This window comes from Coleofasciculaceae cyanobacterium, assembly GCA_036703275.1.
Lineage (GTDB): Bacteria > Cyanobacteriota > Cyanobacteriia > Cyanobacteriales > Xenococcaceae > Waterburya.
Genome location: DATNPK010000021.1, coordinates 12081 through 34341, shown reverse-complemented (window position 1 = coordinate 34341; position 22261 = coordinate 12081). Strand labels below are relative to the sequence as shown.

At 40.6% G+C, this 22261-nt stretch carries 17 protein-coding genes; 8 read left to right on the top strand and 9 right to left on the bottom strand.

Annotated elements, in window-relative coordinates:
* Positions 1–58: 58 nt before the first annotated feature.
* A complete protein-coding gene (bchB, locus tag V6C71_04415; GenBank protein ID HEY9767738.1) occupies positions 59–1585 on the bottom strand; it encodes a ferredoxin:protochlorophyllide reductase (ATP-dependent) subunit B in 1527 nt (508 codons plus the stop codon).
* 623 nt (positions 1586–2208) lie between these two features.
* Here bchB and V6C71_04410 point away from each other — a divergent pair.
* The 4 genes from V6C71_04410 (at position 2209) to rplI (ending at position 5390) form a co-directional block, all read left to right on the top strand.
* A complete protein-coding gene (locus V6C71_04410; GenBank protein ID HEY9767737.1) occupies positions 2209–2352 on the top strand; it encodes a hypothetical protein in 144 nt (47 codons plus the stop codon).
* Between the two features lie 31 nt (positions 2353–2383).
* Positions 2384–2824 carry a type II 3-dehydroquinate dehydratase gene (aroQ, locus tag V6C71_04405; GenBank protein HEY9767736.1) on the top strand — a complete coding sequence of 147 codons (441 nt, stop codon included), beginning with the start codon at positions 2384–2386 and terminating at the stop codon, positions 2822–2824.
* A gap of 708 nt (positions 2825–3532) precedes the next feature.
* Complete coding sequence (locus tag V6C71_04400; GenBank protein ID HEY9767735.1) at positions 3533–4723, top strand: endo-1,4-beta-xylanase; 1191 nt, start codon at positions 3533–3535, stop codon at positions 4721–4723.
* 208 nt (positions 4724–4931) lie between these two features.
* On the top strand, positions 4932–5390 hold the full coding sequence (gene rplI / locus V6C71_04395; GenBank protein HEY9767734.1) for a 50S ribosomal protein L9: 459 nt from the start codon (positions 4932–4934) through the stop codon (positions 5388–5390).
* Positions 5391–5438: 48 nt separating this feature from the next.
* Here rplI and V6C71_04390 read toward each other — a convergent pair whose 3' ends face one another.
* A complete protein-coding gene (locus V6C71_04390) occupies positions 5439–7061 on the bottom strand; it encodes a S8 family serine peptidase (protein HEY9767733.1) in 1623 nt (540 codons plus the stop codon).
* A 221-nt stretch (positions 7062–7282) separates the two neighbouring features.
* Here V6C71_04390 and V6C71_04385 point away from each other — a divergent pair, with 221 nt between their 5' ends.
* On the top strand, positions 7283–7501 hold the full coding sequence (locus V6C71_04385; GenBank protein ID HEY9767732.1) for a DUF4327 family protein: 219 nt from the start codon (positions 7283–7285) through the stop codon (positions 7499–7501).
* Between the two features lie 210 nt (positions 7502–7711).
* Here V6C71_04385 and V6C71_04380 read toward each other — a convergent pair whose 3' ends face one another.
* From V6C71_04380 to rimO, 7 genes are all read right to left on the bottom strand, one after another.
* Positions 7712–8950: a protein kinase gene (locus V6C71_04380; protein HEY9767731.1), complete on the bottom strand. Its 1239-nt coding sequence runs from the start codon at positions 8948–8950 to the stop codon at positions 7712–7714.
* Positions 8951–9004: 54 nt separating this feature from the next.
* Entirely contained in the window at positions 9005–11065 is a 2061-nt protein-coding gene (locus V6C71_04375) for a serine/threonine phosphatase (GenBank protein ID HEY9767730.1), read from the bottom strand.
* Between the two features lie 438 nt (positions 11066–11503).
* Positions 11504–11746, bottom strand: coding sequence for a hypothetical protein (locus V6C71_04370; protein ID HEY9767729.1), 243 nt, complete (start codon positions 11744–11746; stop codon positions 11504–11506).
* A gap of 45 nt (positions 11747–11791) precedes the next feature.
* On the bottom strand, positions 11792–13159 hold the full coding sequence (trmFO, locus tag V6C71_04365) for an FADH(2)-oxidizing methylenetetrahydrofolate--tRNA-(uracil(54)-C(5))-methyltransferase TrmFO (GenBank protein HEY9767728.1): 1368 nt from the start codon (positions 13157–13159) through the stop codon (positions 11792–11794).
* Positions 13160–13555: 396 nt separating this feature from the next.
* Positions 13556–14641 (bottom strand): threonine synthase, encoded by a 1086-nt coding sequence (gene thrC / locus V6C71_04360; protein HEY9767727.1) that lies wholly within the window; start codon positions 14639–14641, stop codon positions 13556–13558.
* Between the two features lie 158 nt (positions 14642–14799).
* The gene (locus tag V6C71_04355; GenBank protein ID HEY9767726.1) at positions 14800–16260 is read right to left on the bottom strand and encodes a DEAD/DEAH box helicase; all 1461 of its coding nucleotides are present in this window, start codon (positions 16258–16260) and stop codon (positions 14800–14802) included.
* A gap of 116 nt (positions 16261–16376) precedes the next feature.
* Entirely contained in the window at positions 16377–17732 is a 1356-nt protein-coding gene (gene rimO / locus V6C71_04350) for a 30S ribosomal protein S12 methylthiotransferase RimO (protein HEY9767725.1), read from the bottom strand.
* A gap of 566 nt (positions 17733–18298) precedes the next feature.
* Here rimO and V6C71_04345 point away from each other — a divergent pair.
* The 3 genes from V6C71_04345 to V6C71_04335 all read left to right on the top strand — a co-directional run bounded on the left by V6C71_04345 (position 18299) and on the right by V6C71_04335 (position 22261).
* Positions 18299–19147, top strand: a complete 849-nt coding sequence (locus V6C71_04345) for a BtpA/SgcQ family protein (GenBank protein ID HEY9767724.1) — start codon at positions 18299–18301, stop codon at positions 19145–19147.
* 127 nt (positions 19148–19274) lie between these two features.
* On the top strand, positions 19275–20276 hold the full coding sequence (locus V6C71_04340; protein ID HEY9767723.1) for a vitamin K epoxide reductase family protein: 1002 nt from the start codon (positions 19275–19277) through the stop codon (positions 20274–20276).
* A gap of 161 nt (positions 20277–20437) precedes the next feature.
* Positions 20438–22261 (top strand): hypothetical protein, encoded by a 1824-nt coding sequence (locus tag V6C71_04335; protein ID HEY9767722.1) that lies wholly within the window; start codon positions 20438–20440, stop codon positions 22259–22261.

Sequence of the window (22261 nt, the reverse complement as noted above, 5' to 3'; positions counted from 1 at the left end):
GCCAAGGGATATGCTTTAGGGCATATCTTTTAGGGCAAGCGGCGGAGTAATCTGTGACTTATGCACCGACAGATTCTTTAGCTGCGTACATTACTTCCAAAGTAATTTCCGATAAATTGCGCTCGCGAGCAAATTTTTCGGTGTTGCGCTTAACTTTTCCCCGGACAAAACCAGGAATTTTGCCAAGTTCTGCTTTAGCCTCTTGATTCCAGTTAAGATCTGAGTCGGCTGAGATCCCTTTGGTAATGACTTCTTTGGTGTCATGTCCGCCAAAGATTTCTAATAGGTGATCTTCCATCCCCAAAGTAAAGGAATTATATACCAGATCGGCAATTTGGTTAGTACCTTCATAACCGACAAATGGCTTATAGCCAATGGGGAAATTCTGAATATGAATTGGTGCAGCGATAACACCACAAGGGATATCCAAACGTTTACCCACATGACGTTCCATCTGAGTGCCAAAAATTGCTGAGGGTTCGTGACGTGCGATCGCATCCCCGATTTCGGCGTTGTCGTCGCTAATCAAAACTTGATCGCAATACTCACTTACCTGTTCTTTAAACCAGTCTGAATCATATTTACAGTAAGTACCAGCTAAAACAACATGAATACCCATTTCTCTAGCGAGAATTTTGGTCATCGCTGCTGCGTGAGTATTATCGCCAAACACGACGGCTTTTTTACCGGTTAGGTTTTGACAGTCAATCGAACGAGAGAACCAAGCAGCCTGGGAAACATATAGAGTTTGATTATTAATAAAATCCTCATAGTCTACTTCTGCACCTTGGTGATTAAGCACCTGCTGAATTTTACGAATGCACCTAGCGGTTTCTACCACTCCCATCGGCGAGATATCTACGTAAGGCATAGAAAACTCAGATTCTAAGTATTCTGCTGCCATCATGCCTAATTCACGATAAGGAACAAGATTAAACCAAGCGCGGGGTAAATTTTCTAGGTTATGAACCGAAGCACCATCAGGTATTACTTCATTAACTTCAATTCCCAAATCCGCCATTAAGCGTTTTAGTTCGGTGCAGTCATGTTGATTATGGAAACCTAGTGTAGAAATACCCAGAATGTTTACCGAAGGCTTTTCGGTTTTGTCCGTTGGTAGCCGATCTTTTTTTCTTGCCTTCTCAAGGTAATATTTAACAATTTGATGCAAAGTGCGATCGGCTGCCTGTAGTTCGTTGTAACGATAATGATTGACATCTGCCAACATCACGTCTCCTTGAGTATCCATTGAGGCGCGACTAACAAAGTTTTGTAGATCTTCCTGCAAAATACTAGAGGTACAGGTGGGAGTCAAGACAATTAAATCTGGATGTTCTTCTCGATCTTTACGGGTGATATTGTCTACCACTTTTTCTTGCGAACCTCTAGCGAGAACATTACGATCTACGATGCTGGCAGTAACGGGGGTAAAGTTTCGCTCTCTTTCTAACATCGATCGCATGACGTTAAAATAGTCGTCTCCTAATGGTGCATGCATAATGGCATGAACATTTTTGAAAGAACTGGCAATACGTAAAGTACCAATGTGTGCTGGTCCAGCATACATCCAATAGGCTAATTTCATCTGTTTTTTCTCCTGAATTAAATTGAGGCAATCTGTTTAGATGTTCCGACAAAAAAATAACGGTATGGTAATAAAAACTTTGTTCTGATTGTCTCAGAATTAGGTGGCGAAATGCGAGTGACTAATGTTGGCTGATGTTGTTTGATTATAAAGGTAACTAGATCGCTGTGTCACTTGTAAACGCTAGCTTAATGCTGTGGCTAGAAAGCTTGATTTTAAATGTTTTTGAGCAATAAATCTTAACGTCAATTTAGATGGGCAGCCGATAAATCTTATATTTTGAAAATTGAAAATATTGTTGTTAATTTTGTTGAGATAAATATTTTTTTGTTACTCAGCTTTGATAAGCATATTTCCGGAAAATCAACAATTATTATAAAAAGATTAAGAATAGCTTTTTTTCCTCTGAGACTATATGCTCAAAGGATCGGCTTATGCTAGTGTAGGTATTAATTCTGAAATTACGCCTTTTTATTAATGAACATTTACAACAAAAGTTGTAATATTAATAAGTAAGGTCTAATATTTACCTTCTTTAGACAAGATGGTTGATGTTTAGTGACCGATAGGCTGAAAAAATTAAGATAAGTAAAATTAAGGATTTCCTAAGGAGCCGTAATCCGATGGACTATATAGAACAACTACTTGACAAATTAAGAGACCTCGCACAAAAGCTAATTGAAGTTTTGCTAGGACCAGAAGCAGCGCCAGAAAAGGAAGCAATTCCAATTCCTGTAGACGATCGCCAGCGCCATCGTTACCACTAATTGTAATTTTAGCTTCGCTATTTAATTTATCTTGTCTGAGATAAGCATACTAGTTTTGCATGGTCCTAACTTGAACTTGTTAGGACTTAGAGAACCCGAAATATACGGTTCGGTAACCCTAAGTCAAATCGATCAAGTCTTAAAGTTGGATGGTGAGAAGCTGCAGGTGATTCTTGACTGCTTGCAGTCCAACCACGAAGGTGTGTTGATTGATGCGATACATAATGCCAGAACCAAGTATCAGGGAATTATAGTTAACGCGGGTGCTTACACTCATACTAGTATTGCCATTAGAGATGCATTAGCAGGGGTAAAAATACCCACTGTTGAAGTGCATTTGAGCAATATTTACACTAGAGAAGAGTTTAGACATCATTCATATATTGCGCCAGTAGCAATAGGACAAATCAGTGGTTTTGGTATAGACAGCTATCGTTTAGGGTTACAGGCTCTGATTAATTATTTAAGATAGTCTTTAGCGGTGGGAAATTGTCAAAGGTGGGCAAATTCGGCTTTATTCATTCCAAGTTTATTTTGAAAAGTATTTTGCTCACCCTGCCTGACAATTGAAGGTTTAATAATTAACAAATTTAACGATTCCCTAGATTCTCCCAGCCTGGAACAGGTTCAGCTGCGACAAGTTTGAGGCGATCGCAGATATCTTTAATCCTCCAGCTTAGGTTAGCCAAAGTTTTTGCTTCACGCTTTTGTCGATTTTTAACTAAGTGTCGATCTTGTTTAGCGGCATCACAGGTAAGTTTATCTTTTAAAAGGATCGCAGATAACCTATCTGCTTTAAAAATGAGGGCGATTGGGCAAAGCCCACGGACGCGCCTCCAGGCGCTAATCCTTTAGGGCTTCGCGATCGCGTTTGTTGACTAAAAAAATTTCAGCTTTTAAGGGAACTTGTCTCTAGTGTAACAAAGATAAAAATGGATCATAAAAACATTGCGGCTACCCCAACGATTGTTAAAATTATTTTGCTCTAACCAAAATACTCCAGTATCTTTATATATTTCTTTGGGTTTATTTAGATTTAAAGATTCAGCCGAACCAAGATCGCAGGTACTAATATCCTAGGCATATTCTATAAAATCAACCTGTTTATTTTCCTCGCAATAATACGTATGAATATAAACTATAAATAAAAAAATATTTAATAAGTGGAAGACGTTCTTTTATGCTCGGTCTAGGAGGATTTAGTGCAGCAAGCTTACTCTATCGGCACAGCTTTTCAGGATCACAAGCAGATAAATCAAACCAGCGTTCAAACCGAGAAAATAAGCTGGATAGAGAAGCAGGACTACGCCATTTAGCAGCATCAAAAGGTATATTATACGGTGGATTTTCTGAGAGATCTCATAGTGATTTTCCTCAAGACGCTAAGTTTCAAAGGATCTTTACCGAGCAATATGGGCTTTTAGTTGGGGGCTTTTTTGGTGTAACTGTTGGACCTTTTGGCGAAAATATTTATGACTTTAGCCAAACCGATCCGTTCTTTAATTTTGCTCGACAAAATAACTTACTCTTTCGAGCGCATCCAATGATTTGGAACGAATTTAATTCCCCTTGGCTAGTAGAAAAGTTTAAGTCCTCTTCCACCACTAATGCAGAAATAGAGCGAATTTTTATCAATCATATTTCAACCCTCGGCAAAAAATACGCGGGGCAAGTACATTCATGGGATGTAGTGAATGAGGCAATATTGATTGAAGATGGTCGAGCCGATAATTTAAAAGACACTACGCTTAGTGGTGTCAAGGGTGAAAAATATCCCACCTGGCTCAATTTTTTAGGATCAGACTATATTGAAAAAGCCTTTTGGGTTGCAGCAGATGCCGATCCCAATGCTATCTTGATTTATAACGAAAACGGATTGACCTATAGTAATGCTTTTGGCAATAGTTATTGGGAACAACGTCGAGCTGCTGTCTTGAAATTGTTAGCAAGATTAAAAGTTAAGGGAACACCAATTCATGCCTTGGGAATTCAAAGTCATCTGCTGGGTCACCGTAATCAAGAATTTGATGGCAAAAAGTTCCGAAAGTTTTTAAGTGATGTAGCTAGCATGGGATTAAAAATTGTTATATCAGAGTTAGACGTAGCAGATAATGAATTGCCTCAAAACATACAGGTTCGCGATCGCATTGTAGCTGAAGCATACTATGAATATCTTTCTGTAGTGCTAGATGAGCCTGCTGTCATTACCATTGTCAATTGGGGTTTAAGCGATCGCTATACGTGGTTGAGAAATTTTGCTCCCAGAAAAGACGGTGTGGCTGTGCGTCCGCTGCTATTGGATCGACAATATCACAAAAAGCTTGCCTGGGAAGCAGTGGTGAGAGCATTAAAAGAAGCCCCAACCAGATAAATAAAGTTTTTGAGTAAGGATCTCAAGCTTAAAAGCTAAAACAAGTTAAACAGCATTCGCGATCGCTTTAATAGTCAACTGAGCATAATTTGCACAGATTATGACGATTTAATATGTTTATTTGGCTGATATAATAAAAAGTTCTGAGGTGAGATCGAAACCGCCACATCTAAATATGTAATTGATCTAGGAGAATTTAAGTAAAATAATGGCAAAGCGTGTATCTGTAGTTTTAAATCAAAGCGTCAGTAAATTAGGTAGCAACGGAGATTTAGTAGATGTTGCGCCTGGTTATGCTCGTAATTATCTAGTTCCTCAAGGTTTAGCTAGCATTGCTACCAAAGGAATTATCCAGCAGGTTGAAGCTAGAAGAGAGAAAGAGAGACAACAAAAATTAGCCGAGAAACAAGCAGCAGAAAACAAAAAAGTAGCATTTAAGACTATTGGCAAATTAACTATTCGCAAGCAGGTAGGAGAAGAAAAGGCCATCTTTGGTACTGTAACTACTCAAGAAATAGCCGATATTATTAAAGAGCAAGCGGGAATTGAGGTAGACCGCCGAGGAATCGAGGTTCCTGATGTTAGCACTACTGGCAACTATCAGGCCGAAGTTAAATTACATCCAGAAGTAAGTGCTACCGTTGACTTCCAGGTAATTCCTCTTTAAGAAAGCCTAAATTAGGAATCGGGGATTGGGGATTGGGAATTGCATAGACTAGATATTGTTCCTCCCTTTTCCCTTGATTTCATTCTTCCCTTTTGTCCACCAGGCTAAACCATAGGATTGCAATGGCTGATTAAACTGGTGCTGATAATAAACGCGAATTTTATAGCGTCCTGTGGCGGGAATTGGACAAAAAATATGTTCTATACTATCTTCAGAGCTAGAAGAAGCACAGATATTCCTCATATTGCTACTTTCATCGGCTGGCAAAAGATAAACATCTAAATTATTTAAACCGCGATCGCGAAAACTTTCCCCCACATCATATTGTTGGTTGCGATTAAAATCATTTAACATTACTAGACGATCCCAAACTAAAGTTATTGCTGCATAACTTCCTGCTACTAAAGGCCGCTTTAGATCGTATTCCCGATAATTGTTAGCTGCGACCTGGTTATAGTCCCAACCTACGGCATCAATAGACCGATTCTTGCTCGCTTGCCCTGGGCTAAACTGCTTATAGGCTCGCCAAGCATTAATTTGTCCTGTCCCCATCTGCATATCTAAAGGAATACGAGGATTCACGTAAGCATCAGAATCAAACCAGCTATGATTTTTTTCGCCTAAAATAGTCCGTTCCATATCTAGCAATAAACCATCACCTCGATCGGCAATCTTATCAGCCGAGTTTAGCAACACTGCCTTCATCACTTCATGACGACGGGAATCTAAGCTCCAATTAGATAAGTTAAATTTTGGCGACAATTGGCGATCGCCATACTCTTGTAACAGTGCTACTGCTCCTGTAACATGAGGCGCAGCAAAGCTAGTCCCACTTACCTGTTCGATTTCTCCTTTTTGGTTATATAGAGAAATTTGTCCTCCAGGAGCAAGCAGGCTAATTGCTCGTCTCTGACCAAAATTAATCTCTTTTTTAATCAAGCTACGTCCGATTCCTACAGGTAAAGCACTCAGATTAGCAAAATCTACTTTCTTAAATTCACCCTTTCTTTTTGTCGTATAGGCAGTTGTAATCCCATTGAAGTTATCAGTTGGGATGGGAATTCCTCCCTTACCCTGGTTTCCTGCTATGACATATAGAACATTATGTTGTCTTGCAGACCAATCAATACAAGAAGTCAGCAAAGCCTTGCCGTCTAGTTGAGCATCATCTCGTTCATCTCGTTCTAATGACTCTCCAAAACTAAAGTTAATCGCTCTCACGTCGCCACTGTTTTGTTGAGCAATGTGTTGGCTAGCTAAACATTCTTGAGGCTGTCCTCCATCGTTCAATGAGCCTACTGCTGAAGCATACAGCCGCGCTTGAGGCGCAATTCCGCGCAGGTGTTTATCCTGGGCAATCATTACCTCTGCAACCATACTGGCATGATCGTCCACATTCTTATCCGCCACAGCAAGCTGATTGCGATAAAACACTGCTCTAGGTGAAATGGTTTGAAAGGTGCTAGCTGCTTTATCTCTTCCTAGCTTAATCGGACGACCTACCTCTACTTGACCAATACCAATTTTTCGACCTAACAAATTATAGGGAGCTTTGTGTAAGCGCAATGCGTTTATGCCCTTGTTACCAACAGAATCTTGCAGAGCCAAAGCAGGAGCAACCAGTACAGAAATTATCCAACCAGAAACCAAAAATGCTACTTTTTTATTCATATTTGCTCTTAACCGTGACTGGATTTCCCTACTTTATATCGTAATTACCGTACTAATCATGATAAAAGCTTGCCGAAATGGTGTAATGTAAGCTAAAAGTATGTCAGGTTGAGCTGCAAACTTCAGGCTTGAGACATCTTGAGATATTAAGAGTAAAGCCAAATCTAAAGCCAGCCTTTAAATCATTTAACCAACATATCATAACAGGCAAAATCGAGCGTATGACAAAACAAGTTGCTCATCCCATGATGAAATTGCAACGGAAGGTATCTTCCTTGGTAGAATCTAAAATCGTCAAACCAGACGATCGCATTGGAAAAATTGCCCTTTTACTAGGCAATGACTGGTTATATTGGAAAAACGAACTACAAGACTTCGATTTTTCTACTCAAGACCAAATTCAAGAACTACTATCGGTAGAAGATTGGGATGAAAATTAACTATTGATTTATGGATCGTAGACAGTTGAATCAAAGAACACTATTGTTACTCAACTTATGAGAACATAACCTACGATCTATTTTCTATTTCCCCGAACTTTAATTGGCTCTCTAGCTTAACTATCTGGCAAATTATCATTAATTTGCGCGGTTTCTCTATCAGCAAAAAAAGCCTGACTTAATGACTAAATAGATTAATTGCATTAATAGTTATTTAGAAAGGCAGTTAGACAGAGCTTCTAAAAGCTCCTGAGCGGTTTGATAGCGATCTCTTGGCTCAGGTTGACAAGCAATATCAAGAACTTGAGCCAAATCAGTCGGTAAGTTAGGAATACTGCCAATATCAAACTCAAATTTATTGCTTTGGTAGCGATAATATTGCATGGGTGCTTTACCCGTTAATAGGAAAATAATAGTTGTGCCAACTCCATAAATATCTGATTGAGGACAAGGTTTACCTCGATACTGTTCTGGAGCACTGTATCCTTCAACTCCAATTCGAGTTTCCAAAGCAGTTCCAAGTTCTTTGACTGCACCAAAATCAAGCAGCATGAGACGGTTATCAAGGTTGCGTAGCATCAAGTTAGCGGGTTTAATGTCTCTATGTACTAGAGGTGGCTCTAGATTATGGAGATATTCCAAAATCTTGCAAATTTGAATCATCCAGTGAATCGTTCTTTGTGGATCGGTTGCACCACGCTGATTAACAAACTGCTCTAGATTGTGACCATGGATCAATTCCATGACAATATATTTGTGATTATTTTCTACAAAAAAATCATAGTATTTGGGAATGCCTGGATGATCTAGAGATTTTAAAATGCGCGCTTCTCTTTCAAATAGTTCTCTAGCTTTAGCAATACGCGCCATATCTGCATTCATCTGTTTGAGAACTAAAAGCATTGGTGCATTCTTGACCGTACGGTGACGATCCCAGGCAAGATAGGTAGTTCCCATGCCTCCTCTGCCTAATGTCCGCAGAATCTGATAAGAACCAACATAATGCTCTTCCTCAACTATTGGTTGTCCGCAGTGTCGGCAAAAGATACTTCCGTCTGGGTTATCTTTATGGTCACAATGATCGACGGTATTTAAAATATTAGTCTGTTCGAGCTCTGATTGATTTTCAGCTAAACAAGATTCTAGTTCAAACTTAAATACGGGACCATTTTCTGCCAAGCGAATCAGATCGTCGTGATTGAGAGTAGCTTCGGTCACAAAATTGTTATTGAGGAGAGTGCCGTTAGTTCCTCTACTAATAAGTTGCCATTTTTCTTGGCTTGGATCGACTAAGGTTAGTTCTAAATGCTGACGGGAAACTTGAAAATAGCCATGAAGTACAATATCGTTGTTTTGAGCGCGACCAATACGAATTACCGATTGCTCGGAAAATTCCCACTGCTGAAGTGGTTGATTTGTCTGCGGTTCTAATAGCGTAAAAATGACCATACTGGACAATTTATCGATTGAATAAGCATAAAAAGCAGAAGATAAGCATGGTCTTTAGAAATTAGGTTTTAACTTAATTCTAAGCAATACGGCAGTAATATTGTCGTGACCATTATGTTTGTTGGCCTGGTCAACTAATTTAAACAAACCAGCTTGGAGATCGGCACTAGAACTGATTAAGGGTTCAAGGTACTCAGACCAATTTTGTTCGATAAACTCATTATCAGAAAGACCATCCGAACAAAGCAAAAGTAGGCAATCTTCGGTAATTTCGATAAATTGAACATCAGGTCGTACATAGTTACTTTCTCTGGGTCCTAATGCCTGAGTTAGTTGATAGGAATCTGGTCTACCATAGGCTATTTCTGGGTCTACCCCACGATTAATTTCTCTTTGACCGACTTCGTGATCTGTAGTTAACTGTTCTAATCCCTGTTTACGACTTAGGCGATAGATGCGACTATCTCCCACATGGGCGATCGCAAGTTGAGTATCCTGTAGTAAAGCCATTACCAAAGTTGTACCCATTCTACCGCTACCAGAGCGAGAATTATCAATGTTGGTTTGATACAAAGCTTCATTGGCTAACAGAACACCCCGTTCAATCGTATTATGATCTGGCAACTCTAACTGCCAATTGGTTTGAAAATATTTTTGCAGGTTTTCTACTGCCATCGCACTGGCAACTTCCCCCGCTGCGTGTCCCCCCATGCCATCACATACTATATATAAACCACGAACGCTAAGATTATTTTCAGTATTGTTCTCTGCCTTATCCATTAAGGTTTTGACTCCAAAAAAATCTTCATTGTGATCTCGTTGAGTCCCAATATCAGAACAGCTAGCTTGCGTAATACTTTGAAGCTGCATTGGTATTATAGCTGTTGCCTGTTCTTCAAACTCGCTCGGATACATCATTGATTCGTCTACTTCATTAAAGAAACCATGCTGTTGAGACATTTCCAAATTAAACTCAGATTCGGTCGTTTCATATTGAGGCAAAGCAATATTCACAAGAGAGCTGGTATCAATATTGAGAGACTCAACTTCTGATTCATCCAGACCAAGATTATGAAGTTCAGACCTCAACTGCTCGATCAGGGTAATCTCTCCCGCAATCGTTTTGTCTAGCAACTCTTCAAGGTGATCTAAATGAGCCATCCCTGCTTCGGCAAAGCAAAATTGCCAAGTTTGCGCCAATTCTTTTAAAGTCGGAGAACTATCTAGATCCATATATAGTTGCTGTAAGCAAAAAGCTTGGTCTTCATCTATGCGTAAATTTTCTTTGATTAAAAGACTTTGAGCGCAGCTAATTTGCTGTAGAGGCTGCCAAAGCTTTGCCATTTCGTCTAAAAACCAAATAATTTGTAACAGTGGGGGTTCTTGCTGCGACCATAGTTCGGTAACTAATTGCAATTGTGAACGGTCTGGTAATAATACAACTCCCTGATCTTGTTGCTGCCAGGCATCATAAATTTGTGGGACTGTCGGAGTATACCTTTCCAAAATTAAGTAGGGTAGAGCATGGGTTGGTAATCCAACTAAATTCCAGTATTGGGTTACTGACAAATATGAATTATTTAAATCTTGGCTTAGTTCAGCGAATAAATCCATTTGTTGCTTTTGTAGAGTTGCCAAATGGGATTTTTGTAGGGGATATCGGTCGATTACCTTACCCTGGAGAAATTCAAAATTTAAACCCCGATCTTTAATTTCAAAAAGTGATTTAGAACTTGAGTCTTGCTTGAGTGCATAACGATTATAGATTTGACTTTGCTCTGGTTTAATCTGTAGCGCCAGATTAGTTGTTCTTTGACTGTTGACAAACAAATCAGACAAATTTTCAATTTCTAGTTGCGGATGATTGCTGGTGATAGCCCCCTCGACCTGAGCTAATTCTGGTTTGGGTTTAAGTTCTTCGACAGCTTTTGGCTGAGAGATTATTGCCCATAGTATAGTATGGTTGGCAGCACCGCATGAATAACAAATTTTTGCTTCGATAGGAATCTCTGTCTGACATTGGCAACAAATTTTATGAGTCAAGGAAACACCACAATTTTGGCAAAAATTATTTTCGATTGGGTTTTCAAACTCACATTGGGGACATATAAGCATACTGTATTTTCCTTTAAATATAGTTGGGTTGCCTACATTAAGCTAATTTTTTATAGTTAGTATTTTTAATTTAGATACCGATAGATTAATTACATCAAATAATTATTTAAATTGGACAACAAAGCCGAATTAATTAAAAGTAAAAGTTAATTTAATAAACAGAACAAGCTGACATCATCAAGATAATGCGATTATATTCGCGATCTTAGCTTATAGTCTTTTTTTGGCAATCCCGTATCCCATAATTTAAATTTATTTTAATCCAGGGTCAAACTGGTTCAACATTAATCCAGGTGAAAAAAATGCGCTATAAAACTATAGTGTTTTCATAAGTTGAAATTGAATTTTTCACACCAATAAACGATATTAGATTAAAAACAACAAAAATGATAATCGCAAATATACCGCAGCTGATTTCTCTGAATCATCTGGCTCAAATTACTTTGAACCAAATTGGCGGGAAATTTTATTAATCAGCCAGGTGGTAAATGCGCCTAAGAAAAGAATTCCAATCGCTGGATTAAAAACTGGAATCCACAGGCGATACCAAAGGTCAAAACCCAAAGGAATATTCAGATAGCGACCAATAACAGCGATCGCAAACCAGATAAAGCCAAGTAAAACTAAAAATACATCCGCAACCAGGATGCGATTGAGCCAAAGAGTGATTTGTTCTTTCATAGCCTAGTTATCAGTCATTTATTATGGGTTATCGATTGTTTGTTTCTAGCCGAGCGCTACCGTTTCTGGGGTTAAAGTCTTTTTCCAGTTAGTTAAATCAGCTAAAGAGCGATCGCGATAATGACCGTACCTTTCCTGCTTAGCTTTGACTCTGCTAGGTAAAGGGGGAATAATTCCAAAGTTAGGCGGCATAGGCTGAAAATGTTTCCTAGATGCTGAACTAATAAATTCAAATAGCGCCCCCATCATGGTAGTTTCGGGCATGGCTAGAGGTTTTTGTCCCAATGCCAAACGCGCCGCATTAGTACCCGCTAACCAACCTCCCGCAACAGCGGCAGTATAACCTTCTGTCCCGACTAATTGACCCGCAGCTAAAACCTTATTGCTGTGTTTGAACTGGAGTGTAGAATTTAATAGCTGTGGAGCATTAATAAAGGTATTGCGGTGCATCACGCCCATTCGCACAAACTCCGCATTTTCCAGCCCGGGAATTAAACGAAAAACTCGTTTTTGTTCACCCCAGCGCAGGTTAGTTTGAAACCCTACCATATTCCATAGCTGTCCTGCTTTATCTTCCTGGCGTAGCTGCACTACTGCATAAGGGCGTTTGCTTTTGTTTTCTGGCGTACGAAAATCTCCCAGACGAGAATCAAATAAACCCACTGGCTTAAGTGGTCCATAACGCATTGTATCCTCTCCACGCTGCGCTAATTCTTCAATTGGTAAACAGCCTTCAAAGAATTTCGCACTTTCGCGTTCAAAATCTTTCAATTCTGCTTGCTCTGCCTGACACAACTCTTGCTGAAACCGAAGATACTGCTCTTTATTCATGGGACAGTTAAGATATGCAGCCTCTCCTTTGTCATAGCGTGATGCCAGAAAAGCCATATTTCTATCAATTGATTCCCCGACAATTATCGGGCTAGCAGCATCAAAAAAGCTCATGTACTCCATTCCCGTAAACTGCTGTAGGTCATTGGCTAGCTCAGGACTAGTTAAAGGACCTGTGGTCAAAACCACAATTTTATCTTGAGGAATTTTGGTAATTTCTGACCGCTTCAACTCAACTAGAGGATGGCTAGCCAGGGCGCGAGTTAATTCACTACTAAAAACGGCTCGGTCTACAGCTAACGCCCCTCCTGCGGGAACAGAATGCTGGTCTGCGGTGGCAATTATCTGAGAACCAAGTCGACGTAATTCTTCATGGAGTAAACCGGCAGCGCGATCGCTATTTTTCGCTCCAAAAGAGTTACTACACACTAGTTCGGCTAATTCTTCTGTGTGGTGTGCAGGAGAAGTCCTAATCGGGCGCATTTCGTAAAGAGTCACAGCAACACCCGCCCGAGCAATCTGCCATGCTGCTTCTGTTCCCGCTAAACCACCGCCGATTACAATTACTCTGTCTTGGGTCATTATGTATAAGCTGTCTAATGGTTTACACAATCATACAGATAAATCAAAATATTATTGAATATATCAAGAATCTCTTAAAAAGTTACCACTTAATAACTTTTGGCTACTTCATCACTGGTTAAAAATATCTAAATATAATTATCTCCGTAAATTTACTGAAGACGAAAACAGTCAGTAGATTTATGGTAGAAGCGCATTAAGTTTGTTGCTAAAATATAACGCCCTAAAACTATATATAGGACTAAACATTTTAGCAATATCGGTGAAGTCGTAAATAAAACCGTGTGTTAGCAGCCACTAATACACGGTTTTTTTTTTAATTGAGCCAAAAGTTTAATTGAAAAATTTAGTTCGGCAAATAGTTAAAGGGAAAGATAAAGATAAATAGTAATCGGTTTAAAAGCCCATTATTTTGGCTATTTTTTCTAGATCCTTGGGCACGCCTTGCTTGAGTTCGTTAAAGCTATGGTCGAGTGCACTGCTAGGATCTTTAAGACCATTGCCAGTTAAAACGCAAACTACTGTGGCATGCTCGGGTATTCGCTCCTTAACTTTAAGTAAACCAGCAACCGAAGCAGCACTAGCAGGTTCGCAAAAAATTCCTTCTTCTGAAGCTAAGATCCGATAGGCAGCTAAAATTTCTTCATCGGTTACAGAGTTAAACTCTCCTGCGCTAGCCTCTTGGACGGCGATCGCTTTTTGCCAGTTGGCAGGATTACCAATTCTAATCGCCGTTGCTAAGGTATCAGGATTAGCGACTCTTTCGCCTGAAACCAGAGGAGCAGCTCCAGCAGCCTGAAACCCCATCATTTTGGGCAAACGAGAACATTTTCCCGATTGATGATATTCACAGAATCCGAGCCAATAAGCCGTAATATTGCCCGCATTTCCCACGGGAATGCACAACCAATCAGGGGCATTGCCAAGCACATCAACCACCTCAAAAGCTGCGGTTTTCTGACCTTGCAAACGATAGGGATTAACTGAATTAACCAAGGTAACAGGATAATTCTCAGAAAGCTGACGTACAATGCCCAAGGCATCATCGAAATTGCCATCAATAGCAATCACTTCTGCACCATATAATAAAGCCTGCGCCAGTTTTCCTAAAGCGACATAGCCATCAGGAATGATGACAAATGCCTTCATCCCCGCGCGACGAGCATATGCTCCTGCTGCTGCTGAGGTATTCCCTGTGCTAGCACAAATAACTGCTTTTGCCCCATCTTCTTTGGCTTTAGAGATTGCCATCGTCATACCACGGTCTTTAAAACTTCCCGTTGGATTTAAACCGTCATACTTGACATAAATTTTGACTCCGCGACCAATACGAGAAGCGATCGCCGGAGCAGCAATTAGGGGGGTGTTTCCCTCAAGCAAGGTAACTACGGGAGTGGCTTCGCTAACGGGCAAATAAGAACGATAGGTTTCAATTAAACCTTGCCAGTTATTCGCCGCCTTGGCAATACTGGGATCAGACAAGTTGGACGGGGAAATACTCAGTGTCACGGGCTATTTCGGTTAATATTTAGTAAAGGCTCTTTACCTGTTGAACAATTATGAAGCAATAAGTAGAGCGGCAGTCTCAAAACATTCTAGAAGCAACTTCTACAATCTCAAAAAACTGCTAGCTAATTTACCTACTGTTCAATAATCACTTCCGATCTTAACTTACCTTGAGGTTTAGTTCGAGGAAGAGATTTAGATTTGTTGTAGTTGCTTTTGCGAGAAGAACGAACTTTTTTGCCTTTAACAACTGGCTTACTAAAACTATCTTCAGGAACATCCCAATCTCCCTTCATCCAGTTGGGGCAATCACGGTCATAGACCATTTGTAGGGCAGCGGCAGCGATCGCTTGAGCATCATACTCATCACTTAATTCTCTTACCAATGGTAAGAAAGATGCCATTCTTTCTCCTGCCAATGTTTCTTTAATTTTGGCATTGAGTTTGCCAATGCGTTTGGTTTCTACTTGCGCTTGATTAGGAATTTGAATAATCTCTAATTTAGCTCTGATGCGACGCTCAATTTGTTTCAAGGCACGACGATCTCCAGACTGGGCAATGGTGATCGCTGTTCCTGTTTTACCAGCACGACCAGTCCGCCCAATGCGGTGAATATAAGTTTCGGTATTGTCAGGCAAATCGTAGTTGATTACGTGGCTGAGATCCTGTACATCCAATCCTCTAGCTGCAATATCTGTTGCCACTACCATTCTTACTTTGCCATCGCGGAAGCGTTTAACTAGTCTTTCACGCTGCATTTGACTCAAGTTGCCATGATATTCATCAACGCTGTGACCTGCTTCCTGTAGCTTGCTAGTTAATTCGCTAGCAGTACGTTTAGTGCGAACAAAGATCAGTGCCGATTCTGGCTCTTCAATTTCTAAAATTGGCTGTAGTGCCTTAATTTTCTGCCAACCACGAGGCACCATATAAACGTGCTGCTCGATTCTAGCGGGAGCAGCTTCTTGCTGTTTAACCGTGATGTAAATAGGAGAGTTTAAAAAGTTTTTGATTAATTCTTTAATCTCTCTGGGCATAGTGGCAGACAAACAAGCTGTCTGTCTTTCCTTGGGAGTCTGACGCAAAATTTTCTTAATATCGTCAATAAAGCCCATACTTAACATTTCATCGGCTTCATCCAAGATTGCTAGCTTTAGCTGGTCTAAAACAAGTTCTCTACGCTCTAGAAGATCGATTACTCGCCCTGGAGTACCTACGACAATTTGCACTCCTCGACGCAATCTAGAGATTTGTCTTTCGATGGATTGACCACCATAAACAGTTAAAGAATAAATTCTTTTTTCTGGAGGAGTAAAATCTTGGATTGCTTGTCCTACCTGTTGAGCCAATTCTCTGGTTGGAGTCAAAATTAACGCCTGTACCGCTTTGTTATCTGCATCAACAATTTCTAACGTAGGAAGCGAAAAAGCTGCCGTTTTGCCTGTACCCGTTTGAGATTGACCGACAATATCCTTCCCCTCTAATAAGATTGGTACTGCATCTTGCTGAATTTGGGTCGGTTCGGTAAATCCAAGTTGTTCTAGTTGTGATAAACAAGCGTCGGATAATCCTAAATCTTTGAAAGTAGTCGTCATAAGTTGTATTGTTGTTACTTTGGTTGGTGTTTGCTAATAAAAAACTGATTGTTCTTGCTCTGCTCTGGAATAATGCATCTTTAAATAATTTGGACAAGAGGCACTATTAACTATTTTCATAAATGGCTAGCAGTTAAAGTTGCTGCGCTGGCTGCTACAGCCGCTATTTCACCATAAAGATCGTAAACATCGGCAGCAGTAATGTTTACCGAGACTATTGAACCAAGAGAAGCCGAGCCACGAACATAAACTAATCCATCTACCTCTGGAGCAAATCTTGCCGAACGACCGACAAGCTGTCCTGTCTCTGGATGCTCTTGTTCAATCAAGACATTCACTCGCTTGCCTACACAAGATCGGTTATTGCTAGCAGCAATTGATTGCTGTACCTGCATTAAAATATCTCGGCGGTCATTGGCGACTTCTGGAGCAACTTGATTGTTCATACTGGCAGCAGGCGTTTCCTCTTCAGGAGAGAAAGTAAATACACCTACATGGTCGAACTGATGTCGTTTCACAAAATCTACTAGATGTTGAAAATGAGCCTTGGTTTCTCCAGGAAAACCCACGATAAAAGTGGTACGTAATACGGCCTCAGGTAATTCCTGTTTAATTCGCTCAATAATGGCATCGTTGACCCTACCTTGCCAAGGACGATTCATTGCCCGCAAAATTTCTGGATGAGAATGTTGTAAGGGTAAATCGAGATATGGCAGAACATTAGGCGTATTTCTAATGGCAGCAAGTACTTCGGGGGTGAGTCCCGTAGGATAAGCGTAGTGAATCCTAATCCAGGGGACATCAATTTTACCCAGTTCGATTAAAAGTTTTGCCAGCATGGGTTTTCCATACAGGTCTACGCCATAGTTGGTAGTAATCTGAGAAATCAGAATTATTTCTTGTACTCCTTGAGATGCCAAAGATTTTGCTTCAGCTACGATTGATTCAATTGAGCGCGATCGCTGATTACCTCTAAGGTGAGGAATGATGCAAAAAGCACAGCGATAATCGCAACCTTCGGCTACCCTCAAATAAGCTACGCCTTCGGTAGTAGTGCGATAGCGGGGGACTGTCTCGTCGGCAATAAACACAGGCTCTGGAGTTATTTCTTCAACCCTCTCGCCTGTTTCGGTACGCTCGATAACGTTTACTATCTTATGATAGTCGCCACTGCCTACAACCGCCACTGCTTCGGGCAACTCTGCTAACAGCTCACCTTGAAAATGCTGCGCCATACAGCCAGTGATGACAATTTTTTTATCAGCTTCGGCTAATTCGACTAAAGTGCGAACTGATTCTTCCCTTGCAGCTTGGATAAAGCTACAGGTATTAACAATTACATAATCTGCTATTTCTTCATTGGAGTCTATTTGATAACCTGCTTGAGCTAGTAAGCCCAACATATGTTCTGAATCAATACGGTTTTTTTCACATCCTAAGTGGGATATGGCTATAGTTGGCTTGTTTGCCATTCTTTATCCTAAATTTTAAAGACCAATATTAATAATGATCTGAATTTGTATGATGGTCGAAAGTTGTTTTGTTCCTTTGGGTCACTGGCTCATAGTCTAAAAAAGGCTGTGAACCTGTGTCCCTATTTCGCGGTCAAAAACTGCCGTGACCGTTAGTCAGACTTAAATATCTTGCTTGGAGCGTTAACCTTATGGTCTGGAACTATAAAAAATAGATAACGTTTAATTTAGACCAACTGTTGACTTATGCCTCCTAGTTTCGCGGCGGAGCAGGAGCTAACCAGACAGTTAATATTCCGCAAAACTATTTCTTGTTCAAGACACCGCTTCTGACGGGCTTTGAATTTGGGCTGTACATATCTGCTTAGATACGCAAATAACCTTTTCGTTAAATTATATTAACAGATAAACTTGGCACGTGGGAAGATAAAAAACCGAAAATTAAGGAAGGAAACCTAAAAAAAGGTTTGAGATTGGACTCGATTGCCGTATGTACAGTGTTCGGCTTTGTCTGAGATAATAATAACTTTTGAAGAGGAGAAAATAACAGGCGTTATGGAATTAAAGTGGAACTAAAACATATTTTTCAAGCAAATCATCCCGTGATCGGTGTAGTTCATTTATCTCCTCTGCCCACCTCTCCTCGTTGGAAAGGCAAGTTGAAAGAGGTGATCGCCAGAGCAGAGCAAGAAGCTACTGCTTTAGCAGCAGGGGGCGTAGACGGTATTATTGTGGAAAATTTTTTTGATGCTCCTTTTAGTAAGGACTGTGTCGATCCTGCTGTTGTCAGTGCCATGACTTTGATTGTGGAGCGTCTTAAAGGTATGGTTATGTTGCCAATTGGGATCAACGTCTTGCGTAACGATGCCAGAAGTGCGATGGCGATCGCTACCTGTACCGAAGTTCAGTTCATTCGAGTTAATGTTCTGACTGGAGTTATGGCAACCGATCAGGGCTTGATCGAGGGCAAAGCATATGAACTTTTAAGATACCGTCGAGAATTAGGCTCAGAAGTAGCGATCCTAGCTGATGTGTTAGTCAAACACGCTCGTCCTTTAGGAACACCCAACTTGACCACCGCAGTTAAAGACACTATTGAAAGAGGTTTGGCAGACGGAGTAATTTTATCGGGATGGGCGACAGGTAGTCCTCCAACGCAAGAAGACTTAGAATTGGCATCCGCAGCCGCAGGGGACACCCCTGTATTTATTGGCAGTGGTGCTAGTTGGGAAAATATACCTCAACTAATGCAAGCAGCCAATGGTGTAATCGTTTCTAGCTCTCTCAAGCGTCATGGCAAAATCAGTGAAACCATTGATCCGATTCGGGTGTCTCAATTTGTCGAAGCAGCTAAATCTACTCCTATTTTGATCGAACAAGCCAAGTCAGATGCTTCTTTGAAGCAATATAAGTAGTTAATTTATTTGCTCGAGGCTAAATTTAAACTCAAGCTATAATTTTGACAACAAGAATGTTATTAGCTTTTTGCCTTTTAAAGGAAATTTGCTATCAGTAGTTAGCTAACAAATAAGATATTTATTTATGCGCCGTCGTCGTTCTATACCCTGGAGATATCGTTGGTCAAGACCTATCATTGGTGCGATCGCCATTGCAGGAGCAATTCTAACTGCCTATTTGACCATTACTAAATTGACTGGAGGAGATCCAGCTTGTTTGGCTAATGCTAGCGCTGGTGCTGGATGTGGTGGCGTATTAAACAGTGCCTATGCCGTCATATTTGGCTTGCCGTTAAGCTTGTTTGGCTGTTTGGCATACATTAGCATGGCTGCTTTTGCCCTTGTTCCCTTGACAATTAGTCAAGATCGTCAGAAAAATTTGCAAAAACAGTTAGAAAACTTAACCTGGTGGCTATTGCTAGCGGGAAGCATTGCCATGACTGTGTTTAGTGGCTATTTAATGTATATTTTAGCCACAGAGCTTAAAACCTTATGCCCATACTGTCTTGGCTCAGCGATATTTTCTCTAAGCCTGTTAGTTTTGACCATTACGGGCAGGGATTGGCAAGATTTGGGACAAATCTTGTTTACAGGAGTTATTGTCAGTTTACTAACCATAGTGGTAACTTTAGGCATCTATTCAGGAGTTAATTCTTCAATCGCCACCGCCAACGGTACGGCAGAAGAAGTGGTTGATGCTGATGGATTCATTGCTATCTCCGAACCGCAAGGACAGCCTACACCACCCCAAGGTTGGAAAACCACTACAGTTTCTGGAGAAGCAGAAATTGCTTTGGCAAAACATTTGACTGCCACTGGGGCAAAAAAATATGGTGCTTTTTGGTGTCCGCACTGTTACGAACAAAAACAGCTATTTGGTCAAGAAGCTTTTGCTGAGATCGAATATATAGAGTGCGATCCCCAAGGCAAAAATCCTCAGCGAGAAACTTGTATAGCAGCGGGAATTCAATCTTTTCCTACCTGGGAAATTGACGGTAAATTCTATCCAGGAACTAAAACTCCAGCCGAGTTGGCGCAATTGTCTAACTTCCAAGGCAATAAAGACTTTAAATACAAGCTCAACTAATTTACCGCGCTTCTATGTTGCGTCCATGAATATATATTATTGTAGCTTAGACAGCTTCATTCGCGCTCCTTTAGCAACAGGCTGGTAGAATCTAGCTCGGTGTCATTTTAATTAAGACTAGAAATAGTTTTTTAATTGGGTAGGGAGTAAAAAGCGATCGCATGAATAAACTGTTGGTTGGGCAAGTTAGTTCAATTATTTTGTTGCTTTTAGGAGTAAATCCTGCCAAAGCTCTACCTTTAAAAAGCCAGTCTGAACCAGAGAAACGAACCAAATTTACGTTTACTCCTTTATCAGAACAGTTGTTTTCTCAGCCGACAGCGAAACAGTTGGGCAACGGCGAGATGATCGTCAATCTTAATACTCGTACCTTCTTTTTTCCAGATTTAGTCGAAAATAGAGTTGATAACGAGGATAGCGCAGTTAACTTCAATACTGGCTTTAGCTGGGGCATTAGCGATGAATTACAGCTAAGTCTTCAGTTTCAGCACGTAGACAGCAGTTCTCCGATCGAACAAGGAGAATTTACCTCAGAGCGTACCGAAGATAATGAAGCTGCACTAGAGTTTAAGGGACGCATCTGGAATAATCAGTCTGAAACCATAGCTTTAAGTGGTGTTATAGCTGCCTCATGGGGGACGCGGGGTTTTAGGTTCTCTAGAAGCGATGAAGTTACTGAAATCAATAATCGAGATATTTTTGTGGCTCTAGCTTTTCCGATCAGCGCCGACGTTGGCGATCGCTGGCAATTTAATCTAGCTCCGACAATGGCATTCTTTAAAGATGAGAGTGCCGTTTTTTTTCATCGCCTTCCTGATGATCAAGATAGTTCTTTTGGCACGGTTTTGGGTATAGGAGGAGCAGTTTCTTATCGGGTAAGCTCTAAGTTATTTATTTTTAGCGATGTATTTTTGCCTCTTACGGGAAACAACAGTATCAATCGAGATTCAGGTAAACCCGATCGAGCGATCGCCTACAACGCAGGACTAAGATATTTGACCAACCCCCGTCTGGCATTGGATCTATATGCCACTAATACTTTTGCTAGTTTTGCTCCTCTCTCCTTAACTGCCGATCGCGATTTTATGGGCTTGGGGGCAAATTTAGTGTTTATGCCCGATGTAGTGCCAGCAAATCGTCAATATAGCGATTTTAAGGAAGCACCTCAAACCGAGAAGGAATCTATAACTAGAGACGGTTTGGCTTTTTTTGATGGTGGAACTTTACCTAGTGGGAAGTTAGCAGTTCAATTACAGGGTGGTAGCCAAGGTGTGTTAACTGCGATCCGCTATGGCTTACTTAAAGATTTGGAAGCAGGAATTTTCCTAGATTATGTTGCTGGAGAAGTAGATGAATCTGAACAGGGAATTAGCGGCAAGGTACGGTTTTTAAATCAGAATGAGAATGCGCCTATTACCCTGAGTGCTTTAGCTAGCGCCAGCTTGACCAATGAACCTTTTGTGAATTTTTTTGAAAATGATGCTACTACTTTTGAACGTCGCGATCTAGATAAAACCATTCCTATTTTTACTCCAGGGGGAGACGACGCATCTAGAGGTAAGCGGTTGATTTTGACTTTTGCTTTGCCGATTCATTACGAAGTAGATCAAAATGTCGCCGTCTGGTTTACGCCTGTATTAGGCTATGTGCAACGGCTAGGAACAGAAATTGGTGGTTTTAATTTGGGTGGTGCGATCGCAGTTGATCGAGAAATTAGCTTTACGGGAGAAGTTGGCGCAAATTTTTTGGGTGAAGGAAACAGCTTAATTGATGGACAATTAAAAAACAAAATTCCTTGGACGGTAGGAGTTCGTTGGATACCTTTGTCTTTGTTAGATCGACAAGCTGCAATTGACAACAGCGATCCTTATCTAGAACTGTATTTAACTAACCGTGTTGGCTCTTCTACCTGGCATCAATTGAGAGTTAGAGAAAATAACGATATTGGCGTTGGAGTAGGTTTATTCTTGCCTTTTTCCTGGTGA

Coding starts and splice junctions, on each gene's coding strand:
- bchB (HEY9767738.1), bottom strand. CDS start 1,585: ATGAAATTAGCCTATTGGATGTATGCTGGACCAGCACACATTGGTACT.
- V6C71_04410 (HEY9767737.1), top strand. CDS start 2,209: ATGGACTATATAGAACAACTACTTGACAAATTAAGAGACCTCGCACAA.
- V6C71_04400 (HEY9767735.1), top strand. CDS start 3,533: ATGCTCGGTCTAGGAGGATTTAGTGCAGCAAGCTTACTCTATCGGCAC.
- rplI (HEY9767734.1), top strand. CDS start 4,932: ATGGCAAAGCGTGTATCTGTAGTTTTAAATCAAAGCGTCAGTAAATTA.
- V6C71_04390 (HEY9767733.1), bottom strand. CDS start 7,061: ATGAATAAAAAAGTAGCATTTTTGGTTTCTGGTTGGATAATTTCTGTA.
- V6C71_04385 (HEY9767732.1), top strand. CDS start 7,283: ATGACAAAACAAGTTGCTCATCCCATGATGAAATTGCAACGGAAGGTA.
- V6C71_04380 (HEY9767731.1), bottom strand. CDS start 8,950: ATGGTCATTTTTACGCTATTAGAACCGCAGACAAATCAACCACTTCAG.
- V6C71_04375 (HEY9767730.1), bottom strand. CDS start 11,065: ATGCTTATATGTCCCCAATGTGAGTTTGAAAACCCAATCGAAAATAAT.
- V6C71_04370 (HEY9767729.1), bottom strand. CDS start 11,746: ATGAAAGAACAAATCACTCTTTGGCTCAATCGCATCCTGGTTGCGGAT.
- trmFO (HEY9767728.1), bottom strand. CDS start 13,159: ATGACCCAAGACAGAGTAATTGTAATCGGCGGTGGTTTAGCGGGAACA.
- V6C71_04355 (HEY9767726.1), bottom strand. CDS start 16,260: ATGACGACTACTTTCAAAGATTTAGGATTATCCGACGCTTGTTTATCA.
- rimO (HEY9767725.1), bottom strand. CDS start 17,732: ATGGCAAACAAGCCAACTATAGCCATATCCCACTTAGGATGTGAAAAA.
- V6C71_04340 (HEY9767723.1), top strand. CDS start 19,275: ATGCGCCGTCGTCGTTCTATACCCTGGAGATATCGTTGGTCAAGACCT.
- V6C71_04335 (HEY9767722.1), top strand. CDS start 20,438: ATGAATAAACTGTTGGTTGGGCAAGTTAGTTCAATTATTTTGTTGCTT.